Source organism: Rhizobium sp. WSM4643, assembly GCF_025152745.1.
Taxonomy (GTDB): Bacteria; Pseudomonadota; Alphaproteobacteria; order Rhizobiales; family Rhizobiaceae; genus Rhizobium; species Rhizobium leguminosarum_I.
In genome coordinates this window covers 77,819-97,471 of the sequence record NZ_CP104040.1, presented here as the reverse complement: position 1 = coordinate 97,471, position 19,653 = coordinate 77,819, and the positions used below count along the sequence as shown (strand labels likewise).

21 protein-coding genes, 1 tRNA gene and 1 pseudogene are annotated in these 19,653 nt (G+C 60.9%); 8 read left to right on the top strand and 15 right to left on the bottom strand.

Annotated features, from left to right (window positions below):
• Nucleotides 1-130 precede the first annotated feature (130 nt).
• Together N1937_RS00520 and N1937_RS00515 are read right to left on the bottom strand one after the other, a co-directional pair.
• A complete protein-coding gene (locus N1937_RS00520) occupies nt 131-1,117 on the bottom strand; it encodes an IS110 family transposase (RefSeq protein ID WP_222281449.1) in 987 nt (328 codons plus the stop codon).
• 309 nt (nt 1,118-1,426) lie between these two features.
• A complete protein-coding gene (locus N1937_RS00515) occupies nt 1,427-2,323 on the bottom strand; it encodes an aldo/keto reductase (protein WP_162119290.1) in 897 nt (298 codons plus the stop codon).
• A gap of 401 nt (nt 2,324-2,724) precedes the next feature.
• Between N1937_RS00515 and N1937_RS00510 the strand changes: the two genes are divergently transcribed.
• From N1937_RS00510 to N1937_RS00500, 3 genes are all read left to right on the top strand, one after another.
• A complete protein-coding gene (locus tag N1937_RS00510) occupies nt 2,725-4,074 on the top strand; it encodes a cation diffusion facilitator family transporter (protein WP_260057188.1) in 1,350 nt (449 codons plus the stop codon).
• Nucleotides 4,075-4,146: 72 nt separating this feature from the next.
• A complete protein-coding gene (locus N1937_RS00505) occupies nt 4,147-4,425 on the top strand; it encodes a metal-sensing transcriptional repressor (RefSeq protein WP_024323399.1) in 279 nt (92 codons plus the stop codon).
• Between the two features lie 136 nt (nt 4,426-4,561).
• Nucleotides 4,562-5,284 carry an urease accessory protein UreH domain-containing protein gene (locus tag N1937_RS00500; RefSeq protein WP_260057187.1) on the top strand — a complete coding sequence of 241 codons (723 nt, stop codon included), beginning with the start codon at nt 4,562-4,564 and terminating at the stop codon, nt 5,282-5,284.
• Nucleotides 5,285-5,392: 108 nt separating this feature from the next.
• Here the strand turns inward: N1937_RS00500 and N1937_RS00495 are convergent, their stop codons facing one another.
• From N1937_RS00495 to N1937_RS00470, 6 genes are all read right to left on the bottom strand, one after another.
• Nucleotides 5,393-6,028 carry a TetR/AcrR family transcriptional regulator gene (locus N1937_RS00495; protein ID WP_260057186.1) on the bottom strand — a complete coding sequence of 212 codons (636 nt, stop codon included), beginning with the start codon at nt 6,026-6,028 and terminating at the stop codon, nt 5,393-5,395.
• Between the two features lie 19 nt (nt 6,029-6,047).
• Nucleotides 6,048-6,719 carry a class I SAM-dependent methyltransferase gene (locus tag N1937_RS00490; RefSeq protein WP_170257421.1) on the bottom strand — a complete coding sequence of 224 codons (672 nt, stop codon included), beginning with the start codon at nt 6,717-6,719 and terminating at the stop codon, nt 6,048-6,050.
• Nucleotides 6,720-7,049: 330 nt separating this feature from the next.
• Nucleotides 7,050-7,352 (bottom strand): hypothetical protein, encoded by a 303-nt coding sequence (locus N1937_RS00485; protein WP_017966800.1) that lies wholly within the window; start codon nt 7,350-7,352, stop codon nt 7,050-7,052.
• Between the two features lie 154 nt (nt 7,353-7,506).
• Nucleotides 7,507-7,875 (bottom strand): hypothetical protein, encoded by a 369-nt coding sequence (locus N1937_RS00480; protein ID WP_017966799.1) that lies wholly within the window; start codon nt 7,873-7,875, stop codon nt 7,507-7,509.
• Between the two features lie 191 nt (nt 7,876-8,066).
• Nucleotides 8,067-8,387, bottom strand: a complete 321-nt coding sequence (locus N1937_RS00475; protein WP_170279309.1) for a hypothetical protein — start codon at nt 8,385-8,387, stop codon at nt 8,067-8,069.
• Between the two features lie 237 nt (nt 8,388-8,624).
• On the bottom strand, nt 8,625-9,212 hold the full coding sequence (locus N1937_RS00470; RefSeq protein WP_260057185.1) for a hypothetical protein: 588 nt from the start codon (nt 9,210-9,212) through the stop codon (nt 8,625-8,627).
• A 208-nt stretch (nt 9,213-9,420) separates the two neighbouring features.
• On the opposite strand from N1937_RS00470, the gene N1937_RS00465 reads away from it, so the two are divergent.
• Nucleotides 9,421-9,912, top strand: a complete 492-nt coding sequence (locus N1937_RS00465; RefSeq protein WP_162119282.1) for a hypothetical protein — start codon at nt 9,421-9,423, stop codon at nt 9,910-9,912.
• 229 nt (nt 9,913-10,141) lie between these two features.
• Here the strand turns inward: N1937_RS00465 and N1937_RS00460 are convergent.
• A pseudogene (locus N1937_RS00460) lies at nt 10,142-10,431 on the bottom strand (hypothetical protein).
• 54 nt (nt 10,432-10,485) lie between these two features.
• Nucleotides 10,486-10,668 carry a hypothetical protein gene (locus N1937_RS00455; RefSeq protein WP_170279306.1) on the bottom strand — a complete coding sequence of 61 codons (183 nt, stop codon included), beginning with the start codon at nt 10,666-10,668 and terminating at the stop codon, nt 10,486-10,488.
• A gap of 447 nt (nt 10,669-11,115) precedes the next feature.
• Here N1937_RS00455 and N1937_RS00450 point away from each other — a divergent pair, with 447 nt between their 5' ends.
• Nucleotides 11,116-11,361 carry a DUF982 domain-containing protein gene (locus N1937_RS00450; protein WP_064245140.1) on the top strand — a complete coding sequence of 82 codons (246 nt, stop codon included), beginning with the start codon at nt 11,116-11,118 and terminating at the stop codon, nt 11,359-11,361.
• A 649-nt stretch (nt 11,362-12,010) separates the two neighbouring features.
• Here the strand turns inward: N1937_RS00450 and N1937_RS00445 are convergent.
• The 5 genes from N1937_RS00445 to N1937_RS00425 form a co-directional block, all read right to left on the bottom strand.
• The gene (locus tag N1937_RS00445; RefSeq protein ID WP_162119278.1) at nt 12,011-12,298 is read right to left on the bottom strand and encodes a type II toxin-antitoxin system RelE/ParE family toxin; all 288 of its coding nucleotides are present in this window, start codon (nt 12,296-12,298) and stop codon (nt 12,011-12,013) included.
• Nucleotides 12,299-12,304: 6 nt separating this feature from the next.
• Nucleotides 12,305-12,541, bottom strand: a complete 237-nt coding sequence (locus N1937_RS00440) for a CopG family ribbon-helix-helix protein (RefSeq protein WP_017966793.1) — start codon at nt 12,539-12,541, stop codon at nt 12,305-12,307.
• Between the two features lie 123 nt (nt 12,542-12,664).
• A tRNA-Arg gene (locus N1937_RS00435) sits at nt 12,665-12,741 on the bottom strand.
• Nucleotides 12,742-12,863: 122 nt separating this feature from the next.
• Nucleotides 12,864-14,384 carry an ATP-binding protein gene (locus N1937_RS00430; RefSeq protein WP_170260439.1) on the bottom strand — a complete coding sequence of 507 codons (1,521 nt, stop codon included), beginning with the start codon at nt 14,382-14,384 and terminating at the stop codon, nt 12,864-12,866.
• 356 nt (nt 14,385-14,740) lie between these two features.
• Complete coding sequence (locus N1937_RS00425) at nt 14,741-16,738, bottom strand: methyl-accepting chemotaxis protein (RefSeq protein WP_170277347.1); 1,998 nt, start codon at nt 16,736-16,738, stop codon at nt 14,741-14,743.
• 418 nt (nt 16,739-17,156) lie between these two features.
• On the opposite strand from N1937_RS00425, the gene rpmH reads away from it, so the two are divergent.
• From rpmH to yidC, 3 genes are read left to right on the top strand one after another with little or no spacing between them, the layout of a single operon-like run.
• On the top strand, nt 17,157-17,291 hold the full coding sequence (gene rpmH, locus N1937_RS00420; protein WP_003545006.1) for a 50S ribosomal protein L34: 135 nt from the start codon (nt 17,157-17,159) through the stop codon (nt 17,289-17,291).
• A gap of 21 nt (nt 17,292-17,312) precedes the next feature.
• Nucleotides 17,313-17,714 (top strand): ribonuclease P protein component, encoded by a 402-nt coding sequence (rnpA, locus tag N1937_RS00415; protein ID WP_017966790.1) that lies wholly within the window; start codon nt 17,313-17,315, stop codon nt 17,712-17,714.
• Nucleotides 17,714-19,507: a membrane protein insertase YidC gene (yidC, locus tag N1937_RS00410; protein WP_026154407.1), complete on the top strand. Its 1,794-nt coding sequence runs from the start codon at nt 17,714-17,716 to the stop codon at nt 19,505-19,507. Before rnpA ends, yidC begins: the two co-directional genes overlap by 1 nt.
• Nucleotides 19,508-19,653 lie beyond the last annotated feature (146 nt).

Genomic DNA, 19,653 nt, shown 5'->3' with positions numbered 1-19,653 from the left:
GTCCACGGTCACGTAAACGGAGCGAAGGGACATGCCGCGGCGTCTCGACTCCCTCTTCTCCCCAGCGGGGAGAAGGTGCCCGTAGGGCGGATGAGGGCGGATGAGGGCGGATGAGCATCTGTGTTTGGTGTCAAGGTGGATTTGGTGTCCAGATGCGGTTTTTGGTGATGAGGGTGTTTGCCAGGACGATGAGCTTTCTCATGACGGCGACGAGGACGACCTTATTGGGTTTTCCGACTTTCTTCAGCCTTGCGGCGAAGCGTGCGAGGTCCGGGTTGTGACGGGAGGCGGACAGGGCGGCCATGTAGATGGCGTTCCTGGGTGCTGGGCGTCCGCCCCTGATGGAGCGATGTCCGGCCCGCTCGCCACTTTCGCAGGCAATCGGCGCAAGGCCGGTCAGCATGGCGGCCTGCTTGCCGGAGCAGGCGCCAAGTTCGCAAAGGCCAGCGATCAGGCTTGCGGCGGTGACGGCTCCGATGCCGGGAATGGAGATGAGGATGTCGAGGCGGCGGCGCATCTCGGGATCGGCGCAGATGCTGCGCTCGATCTCGGCGTCCAGTCTTGCGATATGGGTGTCGAGCGCGGCAAGCCGGCGCGTCAGTTCCTTGCGCAGGAAGGCGGTCACGGCCGTCTTCATCCGGTTGGACAGGGCGGTGCGTTCGCCATTGGCGGCAGATCGGGCATTGACCAGTTCCTGCAGGGCTTCCAGCGCTTGGTCCGGCGGTGGGGTCTGTGCGGGCTTGAGGGCTTCTCCCATGATGGCCAGAAACCGCGCATCGAGCCGATCGGTCTTGGCGAGAAAGCCGCAGGCTTTGGCAAACAGCCGGGCGCGCAGCGGGTCGACGACCGACACGTAAAAGCCATCGGCATGCAGCGAGCGCTGGACGGCGCGATGCCACTTGCCGGTCGCTTCCATGACGATACGCAGCGCCGAGCGCGGCATCTGGTCAAGCGCATCGAGCTCCCGCTTGAGGCGGCGCAGGCCGGCCGTGTCGTTGGTCACCCGAAAACTGCGGCCGAGAGGATGCAGATGAATGTCCAGCCACTCTTTACAGACATCGATGCCGACATAAACTGTCGCCATCGCGGTGCGTTCGGACGATACCTTGCCTTGCATACGGGACCTGCTCCCCACTATCTGTTCAGGACAAACGCGAAGGACGGGCGGACCAGGCTCATCCCCGGTTCACGCCAAGGGGGTTACGGTCCCGCCCGTCCGACCCCTGGGGGATGGCCATCCCCCAGGGGTCGCACCCATCATCAACGGATGCAGTTTGAACATGCAAGGGGGCCGGCGAAGCCGGTCTTTCCTACAACGGGTGCGGGATAGGAATGGAAGGGCACGCCGTGTGGCTCATCCGCCTGCCGGCACCTTCTCCCCGAGGGGAGAAGGGAACACACCGCGACCTCTCCGTTTCCCGCCTCGTCAAGCAGCCTTGAAGACCTTCCTGCCTTCGCCGTCGAGGGCGGAGAATTCCTCGTTCGAGAGGGTGATGTCGACGGCTGCGACATTTTCCTCGAGATGCTTGACCTTGGAGGTGCCGGGGATCGGCAGCATGACCGGGCTGCGCTTCAGCACCCAGGCGAGCGCGATCTGGCTGGGTGCTGCATTGTGCTTCCTGGCGATCGTATCGAGCAGTGAGCCTGGCTTGGCGAGGTCGCCGGCGGCCAGCGGATACCACGGGATGAAGCCGATATTGTGCTTGGCGCAATAATCGAGCACGTCCTCGCTGGTGCGGTCGACGAGATTGTAGCGGTTCTGGACGGTCGCGACCTTGAAATGCTTCGAAGCCGCCTCGATGTCGGCAACGGACACTTCGCTCAGACCTGCATGGCGGATCAGGCCGCTATCGAGCAGCGATTTGATCGCATCGAATTGCTCCCTGGCCGGCACCTTCGGGTCGATCCTATGCAGCTGCCAGAGATCGATCTGCTCGACGCCGAGATTGCGCAGGCTCTTATGCACTTGCTGGATCAGATATTCCGGACGTCCGACGGGCAGCCAGATATCGGGACCGTGGCGGGTCAGGCCGCCCTTGGTGGCGATGACAGACTTGCCGCCATAGGGATGCAGGGCTTCCTTGATCAGCCATTCGGAGACATCGGGGCCGTAGGAATCGGCCGTATCGATGAAGTTGACGCCGAGTTCCGGCAGGCGCTTCAGCGTGCGGATGGATTCGGCATGATCGGAAGGCTCGCCCCAGATGCCCTTGCCGGTGACGCGCATGGCGCCGAAACCGAGACGATTGATCTCGATATCGCCGCCGATCCTGAAGGTGCCTGACTTTGCTGCGTTGTATTGGGCTGCGTTGTGACTGGACATGGTCTTTCCTCTCTTATCAATCAATCATTGAAATCTGTGGAACGCTCGGAGGCGGATTGCACAGCCGCGGCACGGATGCCGAGGCTTTCGGAGATGCCTTCGAGCGCGAATGTCTGCCCTGATCGAAAGCGATGCCCGGCATGGTGAAGATCCGCCTATCGCGGGGATCATCAGAATGTGGCCGCTGCGACGCTTGCAGATATAGGACAGGACAGACCCGATAACAGGGCTCGACAAACGGGGCCGACGAAAGAAATGGTGCTGGAACAGCGGCGCCGGATAGACTCGCAAGGAGCGTTCGAGCCTCGCATGGAATTGGATCGCACCTGCAGACAAGAAGCCAACTTGACCTATCCTCTCCAGGGGGATAGGTCTAAATCCAGTTTGGATAGAGATCTGCAATGTTGGTCAGCATCAGGGAATGGTTCGGTTTCGGTCAAGGCGGTCAATCCCATGGCCACAGTCGCGGCTCGCACGGCCATTCGCATGGAGATGCCGGAGGCCACGGGCATACGCACGGCGTCGTCGATCCGAGCATCGCCTCGTCCGAGCGCGGCATCTGGGCGATCAAGTGGTCGTTCGTCATTCTGGCCATCACCGCAGCCCTGCAGCTCGTCGTCGTCTTCTCTTCGGGAAGCGTGGCGCTGCTGGCCGACACCATCCACAATATCGGCGATGCCGCCACCGCAATTCCTTTGTGGATCGCCTTCACACTGGTCCGACGGAAGCCGACGAAAACCTTCAACTATGGCCTCGGCCGCGTCGAGGACCTTGCCGGCATGCTGATCGTTCTGATCATTCTCTTCAGCGCCATCGTCGCCGGCTATGAGGCAATCGACCGCCTGCTGAACCCGCAGCGGATCACCCAGCTTCTGGCGGTCGCCGTCGCCGGCGTCGTCGGCTTCATCGGCAACGAGGCCGTGGCGGTGTTCCGCATCCGTGTCGGCAGGCAGATGAACAGCGCCGCGCTGATCGCCGACGGCTATCACGCCCGCACCGATGGTTTGACAAGCCTGGCCGTCGTGCTCGGTGCGGTCGGGGTCTGGCTCGGCTTTCCGCTCGCCGATCCCATCATCGGCCTGCTGATCACCATCGCGATCTTCGGCATCGTCTGGCAATCGGCGCGCGCCATCATCACCCGCAGCCTCGACGGCATCGAGCCGGGGATTACGGACGAGATCCACCATGCAGCAGAGCATGTCGCAGGCATCGAACGCCTGACGGACGTCAAGGCTCGCTGGATCGGTCACCGGCTCCATGCCGACGTTACGATCTCGGTCAGCGGCGACAAGCCCGTCGCGGATGCCAACGTCATCGTGGCCACGCTTCGCAATGAGCTTCACGCCCATCTTCCGGCGCTGGGTACGGCGAGCATCCAGATCGCCGAGGCAGCCGCCGAAGCGCCCTCCAACCATCGCGGCCACGGGCATCACCACGCTCCCGCTGCGTTCACGGTGAGTTCCCGATTGGCGACCGGATTGCTGGAGATTGTCGACACGCCGGAGGGTGAACGCATGCGGCTTTCCATTTCGAAACACGCAAAGGGGCTCGAGGCCGTCGTGGAGATCGCCCGCGATGGTCTCGTCGAGCGGCTGCCGCTGCTCCCTTCGCCGGCCGATCATCACGCCTTGATCAGCAACGTCGCTCCGGCCGAGCCTCACGCGTTCGATGCGGTGCTGAAGCTGATGGCAGGCGTCGACGTCGACGACCTTCCGTTTCGAATGGAAGCGCCGGAAGGCCATCATCACTGACTTGTCCCGGAGGCGATCCCCGGCGTAAGGTCGAGCGCCCTTCTGCTCGGAAGGATCGAGAACAGGGACACGATGACCGAACCTCACACCCACGCCACCCATCCGGAGATCGTCAAGCGCCTGAAACGGGCCGAGGGTCATCTGAAGAGCGTCATCACGATGATCGAGGCAGGCAAGCCGTGTCTCGACATCGCGCAGCAGCTCTCTGCGGTGGAGAAGGCGATCATCAACGCCAAACGGACGCTGATCCAGGATCATCTCGACCACTGCCTCGAAGAGACGGTCGGCGCCCTGCCGCGCGACAAGCGGCAGTCGATCGACGAGTTCAAGACGATTACGAAATATCTTTGAGGAAATGACCGAGGTTACCTGGCGGCCTACTCTTCGTGGGTAATGGCGGCCGCTTCGATCCTGCCGGTCTGCCGGTGGCCATCGCCAAAGTGGGGCGCTATATCCTGCTTACAGTTTTGACGACGGGACTGGCCTGATGCCCTGGCAGCAGATCATCGAATTCCAGCGCGACATCTACCTGTCATTCGCAGAGCATATCAAGTCGTTCGCCGCTGGCGGCGGCTGGTTTGCTTTCCTTGCCTTTCTTCCAATGGGCGTCGCCTTCGGCGCAGCCCATGCCCTGACGCCGGGGCACAGCAAGGCCGTGCTCGCCACTTACCTCACGGGATCCTCGATAAAGGCCCACAAGGCGGTGTTGGTGTCGGTGGCTCTGTCGTTCACCCATGTGAGCATGGCCGTGCTGATCGCACTGCTCGCGCTGCCTCTGGTCTCGCATTCCTTCGTCGATGCCGGGTCGGCACCCGTACTTCAGGCCGTAAGCCGTGGCCTGCTCGGCCTCATCGGGCTGTGGATGGTATCGAGCGCCCTCTTCCGACATGCACACACCCATTCAAGCGGCGAAGGCGTCGCCGTCGGTTTCATGGCCGGCTTGATCCCCTGCCCTCTGACCTTGTTCGTCATGACTTTCGCGATGATCCATCAGGTGGTCATCACCGGACTGCTCTTTGCCCTGTCGATGATGTTCGGGGTCTGCGTCACGCTTTCGGCGGTCGCAATCCTCGCCGTGATGTTCCGCGAGCAGCTCGCCCGCCTGATGAGCACGCGGCCGAGGCTTCTGGCGGTGGTTTCGAAATCCATCGAGGCGGCGGCCGGCGCGATCCTCGTTGCCGTCGCTCTCCATGAAATCATTTTTGCCTGATCTTTTGCTTGCGGGCTTATGCACCGATCAAAGGCGGACGACTGAAATCGTCAGATCGACGGCGGTTGGAACCCGAAGCTGGGCTGAGCCGCCTCAGCCGGCCCCGCGTCAACGCCTGGTCTTTGCCTCGTCGCCGAATTCCGCCAGCATCTTCCAAAGGTCGGTGAAAATCTCCCGGGCGAAATCCTGCGGCGAAGCACTTGGCGGGCGCTGCTGCCAGAGCTCAGCCCCGACGCGCAGCGCACCGATGACGATGGCCGCAAGGACGCGCATGCGCGGCCGCTCGAGCGGATCACCTCCCTTGCGCAGCAGCAGCGCCTCGGCGAGCTTCTGTTCGAGCCTGGCGTATTTCAGCTGGTCGCGGGCCTTCAGCGCCGGCGTGCGATGGATGAGGTCCCCACTCGCCAAGCCAGGCTCGTCGACGGAGGCGATGACGGTTGCGATGATCGCCGCCTCGACCGCGGCGACGGAGGACTCGCCCACCGGCCTTGCGGCGATTGCGGCCATCAGGCGATCGGCGAAGGCATCCTGCCAGGCGAAAACCACCTCTTCCTTGGAGGGGAAATAATCGAAGAAACTGCGTTTGGAGACATCGGCCGCCTCGGTGATGTCCTCGATCGTCGTGGCCTCGAAGCCGCGCTGCAGAAAGAGGTTCATGGCCGCCTGCTCGATGCGCGCGCGCGTCTGCCGCCGCTTGCGTTCCCGCCTGCCTTCGGTCGTCTCCGTCCGCTTGTTCTCAGCCATTCCGGCCCGGCATCATCGTTCAGCCGCCGGGTTCATTGGAAAAGGCGGCGACGTCGTCGATATCAGTCTCGCTCTCGCGATAGCCGATGCGCTCGCGCGACAGTTCCAGCGGTTTGCTGCGCGAAATCCTGTAGACAGACGCCGGCGGCAGGTTGCGCACCGTCCCGCCGATGCGCACCGCCTTCAGGCCGAGACGCTCGAGGATCGGCCGCGGCACCGGGCAGCGCGGACCATAGGTAAACTGATAGACGGCCCCGCCCGGCCGCATATAGGCGAAGGCGCCGGCCATGATCGAGGCGATCTTGTCGGGCGACATGGAGAGCAGCGGCAGGCCGCTGACAACCGCGCCGACCGGTTCGCCTTCGAAAATATCGGCATGGGCGAGATGGGCGGCATCCATCTGCAATATGCGCGCCGTTGGGAACCGCGCCTGCAGCGAGGTGATGAACTCCGGGCCATACTCGATCAGGGTCAGATCCGCTTCGCTCACCCCGCGCGCCAGCAGCGCCCGGGTGAAGACGCCAGTTCCCGGGCCGAGCTCGATGATCGGACCGTCGAGTGCGGCAATTTCACCGGTCATGATCCTGGCAAGCGAATCCCCTGACGGCGCGATCGCCGCGACCCGAAGCGGATTGCTGATCCAGCAGCGGAAAAAATGCAGGAAATCGGCGCGCGCGGACTTTGCAGTCATGATTATCCCACCCGTCTGAAATTCGATTGATTACGAAATGCGACCATCGCGGCGAGCATGGCAATTCCAAGGCAGACGCGTCAATCGCTCCTGGCTGCGGCTTTTCGCAACACCACCGTCAACTGTTTGCGCGATTCTGTACTTATTGCATTTTTGCATTTGGTGCAACATCGTAAGAACGACAGCTGGGGAAGGACATGCCGTATCCGGCTGGCAAGGCCGAGGATGGTGCCGAGGGGAGAGCGATGTCTGCCAACAAACTGAGGGCGGCTCGGAGGCCGCCCTTCAGCTCAGACGGGGCCGCTCGATGGCGAACGGCCGAGCGTCTCGTCAGTAATTGCAGCTGGAGCTGCTCGTCGGGTTGAAGCCGAGCTTGCAATCCATGTTGAGCGGCTTCTTCGGGTTCATCATATAGTGTGTCGAGCCCGTGGTTTCCGAGGCGCGCTCGCCGATCGAACCGGTCGTGCGCCTGTCGTGTTCAACCTTGGTTTCTTGGCGCACGACCGGGCGCTTGGCTGCACCCTGCTCTGTCGCGCTGGACTGGAGGGGAGCTGCCGTGGCCTGGAAGGCCGAGAGGCCGAGGATTGCGCCGAAGGCAGCGGCCACCAGGCCGTTCTTGAAAGTCGTGGTCATCATCGTCTCCTTGGGAGGATTCAGGGAATTTACGCCCCGGAGTTAGGAAGGCGATCTGTCACATACTACGGTGCCAAAGCAGAGGTCACGGACATGTGAGCGGCGGCCCGATCGAGAAAGAGGCGGCTCGTCGCCGCCTCCTTCATTTGCCGGCTCAATAGCCGTTATCACACGGCATGCTGCCAGGACCGATCGATCCGGAAAACTTGGGGTTGCACATTCCCGGGCGTGCGGGCCTGTTCACCGGCTGGCGGACGGAGCCCGTGGTGCCGGCCTCGGCGCCGAAGGCGGCAAGCGGATACCAGTAGCCATCGGAATGGCGGCGGGTGCCGGGACGCTCCGTGCGAAAACCTTGATAGCCACGCCATGTACCGGCATGTTCTTTATTTTGCACCATTTTCACGTCCGAGACGATCGGTGTCGGAACGCTCTGCACGGTCGCCGCCCGCGCGGAAACGATCGGCGCAAGGCCAAGAATGAGACCAAGCGCGACGGTGGATGGGGCAAGACTGAGCATTTTCATGATAAACCCTCCTTACTGGATCTACGTCAGGAAAATGCTTTCTTGGCGCGCAGAGTTCCCTTGCCGCACGCAACTTCCAACAGTCGTGATTGCAGGCGATCCGGCGTGACTGAATCGGCCAAAATCGTGAAAAGCCGCGATCAGGAAGAGGGCTTAAACGGCGCTTCTGAGGAAACTTGAATTCTCTGTTCTCAATTCGCGTATAATGTCCGGTAACCTTGGCCGGAGAGGCAGGCGACATATTGGCGATGGGCGGCGGCGCGCGCTATCGTTTCGGCCTCCAGCTCATCGGCCCCGGCATATCCGGTCAGTTGGGCGCGCAGCTGATACTGCTTCCTCGCCTCGTCATACATGGCGTTGCCGTCGGTCATGCAAAGACCGTGCGCGACAGCGGGCGGATTGACCGGCACGCCGACCGCCAGGAGCACGGGATCATTGGCATGGTCGACGCAGCCGGCAAGCGTTGTCATCATTGCCAGGGCAGCCAGAGCCCGAAAAATTCGCACCGTCATGCATTCCTCCGGCTGAAGCGCCTCTGAATCACCAAACCTGCGGATACATCAGGAAGGTTGCGCGAAACTAGGCAGACGGCTTGCCCGCCAATTTCGAACCGGGGGTTGGGAGACGGAGTTCCTGATCGTGGCGAAATGTCTTCGTTAGGAACACCCCACCAAGATCTATATAGCACTTCGGAATCCCGAAATTGGTTGGGGCATTGAATTCATTCAACGTTTCCTCACCTGCACAGGTCACGAAACCCGGCGGATTTCGGAATCCCGAAGCGGGGGGATTTCGGGATTCCGAAGTGAGGTTTTTTTCTTCCTGCCGACGCGACCGCGTTTGTCGGCGGCAAGCTTGCGGTCGGTCTCGGACCATTTCCGGCATCTTTCCACCGTGCACCGTTTCCACTCATCGGTCGGTGGCGCACCCTCATGGTCACCAACAAAGGTCAGCGTGAACCGGTTGGGATGCGCAACACCGCTGCCTGCCCGGCCGCGGCGAACTTTTATCAGCCCCTTATATTCGAGCTCATCGATCGCATCGGCCACATATTCGCCGGTCACGCCGTAGGACACGAACTGAGGATGGGTCACGATCAGCTTGCCGTTTTCCAAGGCGGCGTGGGCCGCGTGCTCGATGACGATGCGGAAGAAGGCGCGGCAGGCGTTCGCACTCAATGTCGTGAAGGCCGCAGATTCCAGCAACTGAATGGTGAACCATTGCCAGCGAAGACTGCCGTCATCTGCCGCGCTCGGGGGAGCGGTATGCTTGCGCACCATCGCCCGCGTCTTTCCCTGACTGGTTCGGCTTTTGTCGCGAGGGTTGAATTCCGCCATCAGCCCCTGGCCCGTGCTGTCGGTCGGTATCCGCCCGCCTTCCCGAGCCTGTTGCGGGAACTCCGTTCATGCAGCGCACGGCCAAAGCTCGTCCACACCATCACCTCATCTCTGAGAAAAAATTTGCTCAACATCTAACAGTCCGTGGTTGCAACTGCGGCAAACCTAGCGCAAGAACGATCCATGAACTAGGAAAATATTCTTAGTTATGATCTTCTATTATCCAGTCCCTTCTGCTAGGATCGCTGCAATGAATCTCGGGGGTAGAAGCGCGATGCGAATAAGCGGTATGGGTGAGAAGAACGTGGTCGTTTGCATCAGGCGATTGTTGGCATTGATTTCGATTTTGCTGGGAAGCGCCGTTCAGGCTTTTTCCTGCGATCAGACCATCGTGATATCTAACTGGTCGTTCTGTGCGATCGCCAACGTGACCGATGAGGGCGGCGACGCTGATTGGAAAGTCGTGCCTGCATGGACTCGCGAGAAAGCCATAAGCGCCTATTTCGGAAACGATCCGCGGCTCTTAGCAAACCACGGACTTTGCAACGCCAAATTCCACAACGTCGTACTCTGCCAGCCGGGATGGCAAACGGGCAACCCGGATGAGTGCTCATATCTGGTTTGCAGCGGCTATTACTCAGCCCTGTTCGGGAAGGAAGAACGGGAAGACTATTTGAGAGACTATCCGGACGCGCAATAGTTTTTCGCTTCGTTGCCTTGGGGGAGAGACTGGAGCGGCCGACGAGAAGTGCTTAACCTTGATCTCCCGATCTCAATCTTGAAAACCTAGAGCAGCTTCGCGCAAAACGATTATCGCAGCGGCGGCACTAGCCATTCTCTTCATCAGCCAATAGGCCCGCGGCCCGGCAGCCGGAAGGCGCCCTACAACCCTTCAATGTTCAGAGGCCTTGGGTGAACGACGCGGGACTTCAACCCTTCGCTTCAGGGATCAGGTGTATCATAGTTCCGTCTCTCGCCGCATCGCTGATCGCCGTTGCAATCGCCGGAACGGTCCACGCGCGACGAGCGCCTCTGGCGGAGGGTTTTTACCGGGACCCGGATCGATAAAGGCCGAACACCGGTGATCCGAATCCAGCATCGCCATCAATGGTGTGGCGACAATCGTTTCGCCGCAGGCGGCGCAGCGGAGAATGTAGGAACCGCGATGAACGATCGATTCCGTTTTGTCCAATCCGCACGAGGGGCAGGCCAAGATCACGAGGGGCAGGCCAAGATATTGGTCATTGCTTCACCCCAGCATGGGCACGCGGCTCTAGGAGGCGGCCGCCAGAATAATGGCGATCGCGAGCAGCATGGGACCCATCCACTTGAAGTGGCGAAGCAGGGGCGGCCGGCTGGCCGGCTTGCCTGGATATGGCAGATAACCAAAGCCGACGGATGTCATCCACAGGCCGGCGCAAAACATGATGATTTCATCGATATAGGCTGCGATCATGACGTTCCTGCCTTCGAAGCGGCGCTGCGATATCTCCGTCTCCGCGCCCGATGCCGCTCATCCTACTCACCAGCACGGCCAGACGGAAGAGAAGAGTGGAGCTGAGAGACTAAACTTGGGGTAGCAAGGGCTATTCGTGCGAGCTCCCGGCAGAGATCTGCAGCCAGAACCCGGTATGGCCGGACCCGGAAAGGTCTCAATCGTTGCTCGCCAGGGAGACACCTTGCCCGGCAAAACCTTGCTGGCACGTGAATTCGTTCAGGAATTCTGAGAGGCGCAGCATAAGCGCGCGAAACAGCGGCACGAAACTATTTTCGAAAAGCACATCCCAGCAGCTCGCTGATCGAGAAAGGCATCTCGTTCATGCTGCACCTCGCCACGCCGGATGAATCGCCCTATGTGTGCAGGCTGCAGCGGCAGAGAGCACGCAGCGGAGGTCCTGAGATCATGCAAACCATTTGGAAGAAGCCGGTAACGCTCGCCCTTGAAGGGCCGGATCAGTGGGTGGTGATCCAGACGACCCAGGCCGCGACATGGGCGCTGGTCGAAGACTGGCCGACCGAAGAGGGTCCTGCCTTGGATAAGGCTTGTGCGGTTTGCGCCGACGTCATGGCGGGAAAACGGAACCGGGAAGAGGCGCGACAGGCTTTCATCGACGCTGCGATCGAAGCCGGAATCCCGATTAAGGAATGAAGCTAGATGCGCTGAGGTGAGACAGGCCTAATATGCATGCGTGAGAGAGTGGAGGAGTGATCACGGGCCGGTGAACTTGTCACGGTTCCAGATATCCGTCCTGGAGCCGACGCATCCAACCGGGTTAGAGAATTGGGTGCCGATATCATTGATGCGCGGCCAGCCCACCATTGATCTGTTGCCACTCTCAACCATCGGAAAAGCTCCGACATCATTGTGGTAGCAACCGCCGTACGGCCATCCGAACTGTCGAGGCCGATCACCTCAATGGCAAAGGTATCGACCGAATGCCGTCCAAACATGTCTGCATTGCCCGGGTGATCGAAGTACAAGGTGAGCTGGTTCTGCTCATTTATTCCAGCAAGTATTGCGCTAGAGGGAGGAAAATTTTCGAGGCCCGCTATCGGCGGGATTAACTGCGCGGCGGCGGTCTTTGTAATCGAGGGGTGAAGATAGGCCTTGTCCTTTGCGGAACAAGCAGAGTGTATTTGACCCCTTCGCGCACGAACGGTACCACCTGCGAAGGCGGATCGCTTCTGCTCAATACGAGATCACCTGCATAGCTAAAAAGGAAAAGATCGCCAATATGAGCTTTGCTCATGTGTTTTTCGTCGCCTTTATGTGCGGGGCTAGGACGGCGCTTTAAAAATCAGACGTCATCCGGCCATTCGCGCGCGCCATGTTGAACAAAGAGGATTTCGACATGTTCTTCGCGAACACGGTAAGCCACGATGAAGGGCGTTTGCGGAATGACGAGTTCGCGGGTGCCTTTGATCTCACCCAAACGGCCAATAAACGGATTTGCAGACAGGAGTTTGCCAGTCTTTGTGTGAATGTCATTCACCACACGGGAAGCCACGCGCGGATTACGCTCCCCGATGTAATCGCCTATAGCAGCAAGTTCTCGAAGATAACGTCTCGTCCAGACGATGCGCACGTTTTGTCACGCCGGATTGTATTTATTGAGAACGGCCGCGATTTCCTCATCGGTTGCAAATCCGTCTGTGTCGGCGTCCTCGATCCCGGCCTGAACGCCCGCAATCCACTTTTCCTGCCAAGCCAGAGAACGGCCATGGGCCAGAGCATCCTCGATGATCTGCCCGCGCGTCAACGTCGAACGCTCGGCCAACATATCGATCCTGCGGCTGAGGTCTTCTGCAATCTCAACGGTATTTTTCATGGGTTTATTCTGCCATACCCTGCAACCCCCTGCCAAGCTAATTCAAGTTGACGTTCGGCTGGACGACGGGCTTGACCTTGCCGTTCGAGGCGTTAACGCAGATTTGTCGTAACAAAAGAGTAATGGCGCACCCGAAGAGATTCGAACTCCTGACCCCCAGATTCGTAGTCTGGTGCTCTATCCAGCTGAGCTACGGGTGCGTGCAAAATGCGGCGGTGCCGCTTGCGTGGCGATCCTCTAAAACGTCCTTCGGGACAATGCAAGAGCATTTCTGAAAAAATCGCGTCTTTGTCTGCCAGCAGCCGCGCCTTCGGAAATCACGTCACTTCTCGATATGCGCCCGGCTGCGGTAATCCTCCAGCGAAACCGGACGATCGGGGATCTCGATGCGGAACTGCGTCCCGACCGTCGGTTTTTCCACCAGGGCGATCGTGCCGCCATGGGCGAGCACCAGCTCGCGGGCGATGGTGAGACCGAGGCCGGTGCCGCCGGAACGGGCGGAGCCGCGGAAGGCGGCAAAGAGGTTTTGGCGCGCTTTCAGCGGCATGCCGGGACCGGTATCATCGACCGTGATGCTGACGACGCTGCCGACGCGCTGGGCGGCGACGGTGATGCGCTTCAAGGCGCCAGGCGCACCCTCGCTCGGCGCGGTGAGCGCCTGCAGCGCGTTACGGCAGAGATTGTGGATGACGCGAAACAGCTGTTCGCCATCGGCATCGACCTTGAGATCGGCGCCGATCTGCTCGACGAATTCGATGCCGCTCTGCGGATCGATCGCCAGTATATCCTTGACCTCCTGGGTGAGCTCCAGAAGCAGGATATGACGGCGGCGCGGCGCGGATTCGCTCGCCTTGCCGTAGGACAGCACCTCGGTGGTATAACCGACGGCGCGGTCGATGGTGCGCAGCAGCTTCGGAGCGAAGCTCTTGACCATCGGATCATCGACATCGACCAGCCGGTCCGACATCAGCTGCGCGGAGGCCAGGATATTGCGCATGTCGTGATTGATCTTGGACACGGCAAGTCCGAGAGCGGCAAGGTTCTTCTGCTGCTTCAGCGTCTTCTGCAGCTCCATCTGCATCGAGGTGAGGTTGCGGCCGGCGACCGCCAGTTCGTCGCGGCCGCCGTCACCGATATAGATATGGGCCGGGTTGTCCGGATCGGAGGAGAATTGCTGCATGCTGCCGGTCAGCCGGCGGATCGGGCCGATGAGGATGCGGTTGATCGCAAAGAAGATCAGTGTTGCCGTGAACAGCGAGATCAGCACCGACAACAACAGGACATTGCGGGAATAGACGAACATCGCCCTGCGCAGCGGCCGGTCCTTCATCACCACCTCGACGCCGGTGTTGGTGTCGCCGACGGGGCCATAGACGCGGATCATCCTGTTGCCGCCGAAGACCAGCGTGTCGAGCGCATCGCGTATCGCCGTTAGCGCCGGCACGTCGGTCAGATCGTAGGCTTCGTCGACGGAGGTCGGCATATCGGTCGTCGCCAACAGCCGCGAGGTGCCGTCCTTGCGCAGCACAATCGCCTTGGTGCCGGTCGCCTCCAGCGTCTCCTTCTGCAGCGCGCGCGGCAACTCGACGGGCTGCAGCCCATCGATGACGATGGCGGCGGCAGCGGCCGTATTCAGCCTGTCCTGCAGCCAGCGCAACCGCATGCTGGCGACCGAGGGAAAGAAGATCAGGATTTCGGCGAGCATGATGAAGACGATGGTGAGCCAGAGCAGCTTGCCGGAGAGACCGCCGAACAGGCCGGCAGACGGGCACCGCGCCCTTGCGGCCTCGCCGGCCGCCGGGTTTTCCGCCGAAGGATTGTCGCCCTGGTCTCTTATCGGCATTCTCGTCTCGCCCGATCGGCAGCATTTCAGCCGTCCTTACCGCTGAGCTCTATATTAGACCAAGATGCTCCGCTTTCAAATCTTTGCGAGCAGCGTCACCTCGTCACAAGAAAATGCCGCCCGAGAGGAGGAAAGCCCCTCCCCAACCCTCCCCACAAGGGGGAGGGACTAATTGCGGCGCCCGCGCAGCAAATGTCAGCCTTTCCGCGGATGAAACGACGAAGTGGGAAGCGCCAGCGCGACAGGTTAAGCCCCTCCCCCTTGTGGGGAGGGGTTTGGGGCGGGGTCTTTGCCGATCGGGCAGAAAAACTAACGCCGCCCGGAGGCGGCGTTAAAAGGCGCGTGATCAGTAAAGCTTAGAACTCTTCCCAGCTCTGCTCGGCTGCGGCCGCATTACCGCCGAAGGCGCGGGCGACCTTGGCGATCGCGCGGCGGGCGGGCGAGGCAACCGGCCTTTGCGGCTCGTTGCGGACTAGCGCCACTGGTGCCGGCGCATCATCCGACAGTTTGAAGCGGGCAATGAGGCGCACCAGTCCACCGGCTTCGGCTGAAAGCCTGTGGGTGGCGGCGGAGGTTTCTTCCACCATCGCCGCATTCTGCTGTGTCACCTGGTCCATCTGATTGACGGCGGTATTGACTTCCTTGAGGCCGGTCGACTGCTCGGTCGCAGCCGTCGCGATCGAATGGATATGGTCGTTGATGGCAATGACGCGGGTGCCGATTTCCGCCAGCGCCTCGCCGGTCGCCTGCACCAGCTTGACGCCGACCTGCACCTCGTTGCCCGATTTGGTGATCAGCGCCTTGATGTCCTTGGCGGCCTTTGCCGAGCGCTGGGCGAGTTCGCGCACTTCCTGGGCGACCACCGCAAAACCCTTTCCGGCCTCGCCGGCGCGGGCCGCCTCGACACCGGCATTCAGCGCCAAGAGGTTGGTCTGGAAGGCGATCTCATCGATGACGTTGATGATCTGGCTGATTTCGCGCGACGCCTGCTCGATGCGGCCCATCGCCTCGACGGCATTGCCGACAACGACGCCGGAGCGGCCGGCATTCTCCTTGGCTTCGGACACCATGATGGTGGCTTCATGCGCCCGCTCGGTGGAATTCTGGACGACGGCGGTGATTTCGTCGAGGGCTGCCGAGGTCTGTTCGAGGGCGGCTGCCTGCTGCTCGGTGCGCTTCGACAGGTCGTCGCTGGCGTTGCGCAGCTCGGCGGTGTTGCCGTTCATCGCCTCCGTCGTCTGGCGCACTTCGCGCATCGTCGCCTGCAGGGTGACGAAGGTATTGTTGACGTTCTGCTGCAGCTCGGCGAAGGCGCCCTGGAAGTTGCCGCTCATCGTCTGGGTGAGGTCGCCTTCGGCAAGGCTTGCGATGACGCGGCGGGTCTCGCCGATGCCGGCATCGACGCTCGACAGCAGTGTGTTGATGTTGCCGGCGAACTGGTTGAGGTTGTCGTCCTCGTAGTCCTTGCTGATGCGGTGGCCGAAGTCGCCGGCAGCAGCCGCGGCCACGACGACCGACATGCTCGACTGCAGGTCGTCGCTCTTGGCGCGCATCGCCGCCTCCTGGGCGTTGAGGCGCTTGACGGCGAGGCCGTTTGCCTTGAAAACCGCAACCGCTGCGGCCATCTCGCCGATTTCGTCCGGCCGGCCGGCGAAGGGAACCTCGGCGTCGAAGTTGCCGTCGGCGACTTCCTTGATCGCATGGGTAACGCGCTTGATCGGGCGGCTGAGATGGCTGGTGCCGATATAGAAGCCCATGCCGATGCCGACCGCGATGCCGATGCCGGTGATGCTGAGCACGAGCATCAGCACCCAGGAGCGGAAGCTCTCGATCTCGGCATTGACGGTTTCCAGTGCTGCCTTGTCGGTGGCGACGACGGCATCGATTTCCGCCTGGAACGCCTTGCGGTTGGCGCGGTTGGCATCATTGTTGCCTTGTTGGCCGGCGGCTTCCGGGCCGACTTCCGTGCCGAGGCGGGCCGTTTCCGTGCGGAAGGTGCGGAATTCCGCGGCGCGGGCGACAAGCTTGGCAAAATCGGCCTTCTCGCTCTCGGGAACGAGCGGCGCCCAGCCCGAAATGACCTTGTCGATCTCGTCGAGGTCGGCCATCAGGCCCTTGGCGAAGTTCGGCGTGTCCTTGATCGTTTTGGCGGCATAGATGCCGCGCGCCTCCATGACCACAGCCGTGACGAAACGGTTGAGCCGTTCGCCGGCATAGGCGCGGGCGGCGGCCTGCTCATAAGCCGTCAGGTTGCGACTGTATTCGTGCATGGCGGACAATGCCGTTGCGCCGATCAGAAGTGCGACCGCGCCCATCACGCAAACCAGCAGATTAATTTTGCCCCGGATCTTCAATGCAATGCTCCTAGCTACGCCACTGCCTGGAAAGCAAATTCCCAGTCGATGCATTGAATATCGGCGAAATTAATTAAAGTTAGATTTCTAATATTTACGATTGTGGCTTCGGAAATGATCCATGCCGAATGCGGCCGGAAGGCGTAAGCGCCTGAAAATAGGGGCAATCGACCTGCCGCGGCGGAAAACTACAACCACTCGGAGCATGCCTAATTTCTTAACACCAAAGTGCGAACTTACTTTGGAGGCGGCAGTGCAGAGTGAAATGATCCGGCATAATTGACTTTTGCGGGCTTCGTCCTTATAAGCCCGCGCACGTTCGGTCACTCAAGCCTTTCATGGTCCGCCCGTTCGAAAAACAACGCTCCTTGCATTATGCAAATTCAAGAAGGGCCGCACTCCGCGGTGTTTAAAATAAATGAAGCGTACCTACCAACCATCCAAGCTTGTTCGCAAGCGTCGCCACGGTTTCCGTGCGCGCATGTCCACGAAGGGTGGCCGCAAGGTCATCGCAGCCCGCCGCGCGCAGGGCCGCAACCGTCTGTCGGCGTAAGGCCGGGTTGCCCGGTAAGAGATGGCGGGCGAATTGACGACCAGTGAGATGAAACACACTGTCGGGCGGCTGAAGAGCCGCCCGCAGTTTCTTGCCGCGCGCGAGGGCGAAAAACGCCGGGGCGGCCTCTTCCTTCTCGAAGTCCTCGACCGGAAGGAACCCGACAGCCAGGCACGCGTCGGTTTTACAGTCACCAAAAAACATGGCAACGCGGTCGAACGGAACCGCATGCGCCGCCGCCTGAAAGAGGCGGTGCGGCTTCATGCGGGGTTTGCAATGCAGCCCGGACACGACTATGTGGTTGTCGCGCGCAGGGACGTGCTTGACGCGTCCTTCCAGGAATTGGCCGCGGAACTGAAATCCCGCGTGGAAACCAGGCCGAAACACCGGCGCTCCGGAGACGGACGCCCCAGGAACGTATGATGGAAAACAACCGCAATTACTTCATTGCGATCGCTCTCTCGGTGCTGATCGTCCTCGGCTGGCAGTTTCTCTATATGAATCCGCGCATCGAGGCCCAGCGCAAGACTCAGGAAGCCCAGAAGGCGCAGCAACAGACCGAGCAGGTGCAGCAGCCGGCAGCGGGCGGCCAGACGCCGGCCCAGCCGAGCGGTGCGGCACCTTCCAACCAGGCGGCCGCAACAGCGACGCTCGAGCAGGCGCTGGCAAAGACCCCGCGCGTCGTCATCGACACTGCTGCCCTCTCCGGCTCGATCAACCTTGCCGGCGCCCGCCTCGACGACCTGAAGCTCAAGGGCTACCACGAGACCGTCGACGACTCGAGCCCGATCATCACGCTGTTCAGCCCGGCCGAAACCAAGGACGGCTATTTCACCGAACTCGGCTATATCGGCAGCGACGCGACGGGCAGCGTTCCCGGTCCCTCGACGCTCTGGACCGCGCCCGAGGGCGCCAAGCTCACCGAAAAGACGCCGGTGACGCTTTCCTATACCAATGACAAGGGCCTGACGTTCACCCGCACCATCTCCGTCGACGAACGCTACATGTTCACCGTCGCCGACAAGATCGCGAATGCCGGCCAGGCTCCTGCCTCGCTCAATTCCTACGGCCGTGTCACGCGTTACAACAAGCCGACGACGCCCTCCGTCTACGTGCTGCATGAAGGCTTCATCGGCGTCATCGGCGATGACGGCCTCGTCGAAACCAAATATACCGCCGCCGAAAAGGAAGCCGTCAAGCCGGCCAAATCCACCGGCGGCTGGCTCGGCATCACCGACAAATACTGGGCGGCGACGATCATTCCACCGCAGAGTGCTCCCTATGAGGCAAGCTTCTCGCATTTTGCCGACGGTCAGCCGCGCTATCAGGCCGACTACAAGGAAGATGCCTTCACCGTTGCGCCGGGCCAATCGATCGAGCTCAAGAACCTCGTCTTCGCCGGCGCCAAGGAAGTGCCCGTTATCGACGGTTATGAGGCCAGCTACTCGATTCCGAAGTTCGACCGGCTGATCGACTGGGGCTGGTTCTATTTCATCACCAAGCCGATGTTCAAGCTGATGGACTTCTTCTTCCGCTACTTCGGCAATTTCGGCGTGGCGATCCTGTGCACGACCATCGTCGTCAAGGCTCTGTTCTTCCCGCTCGCCAGCAAGCAATACGCTTCGATGGCGAACATGAAGCGCATGCAGCCGAAGATGGAGGAGTTGAAGGCAAAATTCGCCGACGACCGCATGGGGCTGCAGCAGGCGACGATGCAGCTCTACAAGGAAGAGAAGATCAATCCGATCGCCGGCTGCTGGCCGGTGGCGTTGCAGATCCCGATCTTTTTCTCGCTCTACAAGGTGATCTACATCACCATCGAAATGCGGCATGCGCCCTTCTTCGGCTGGATCAAGGACCTTTCGGCGCCCGATCCCACGACGATCGTCAACCTGTTCGGCCTGCTGCCCTTCGAAGCGCCGACCATTCTGCATCTCGGCGTCTGGCCGCTGATCATGGGCATCACCATGTTCCTGCAGATGCGCATGAACCCGACGCCGCCGGATCCGACGCAGGCGATGATCTTCACCTGGATGCCGCTGGTGTTCATGTTCATGCTGGCAAGTTTCCCGGCCGGTCTCGTCATCTACTGGGCCTGGAACAACACGCTCTCGGTGATCCAGCAGTCGGTGATCATGAAGCGCCACGGCGTCAAGGTCGAACTCTTCGACAATCTGAAGGGTCTGTTCCGACGAAAAACGGCGCAGTCGAAATGATGCTTGCAGAGCCCCGCTCCGGCGGGGCTTTTCATTTCCGGGCGGCGGACGAAGGAGACAAGGCATGCCGCGCAGGCGCCTGAAAAGCTTGACATCCGCCCGCAAAACCATGAAGCCCGGTAAAAGACCCAACCCAGAGATTGCCG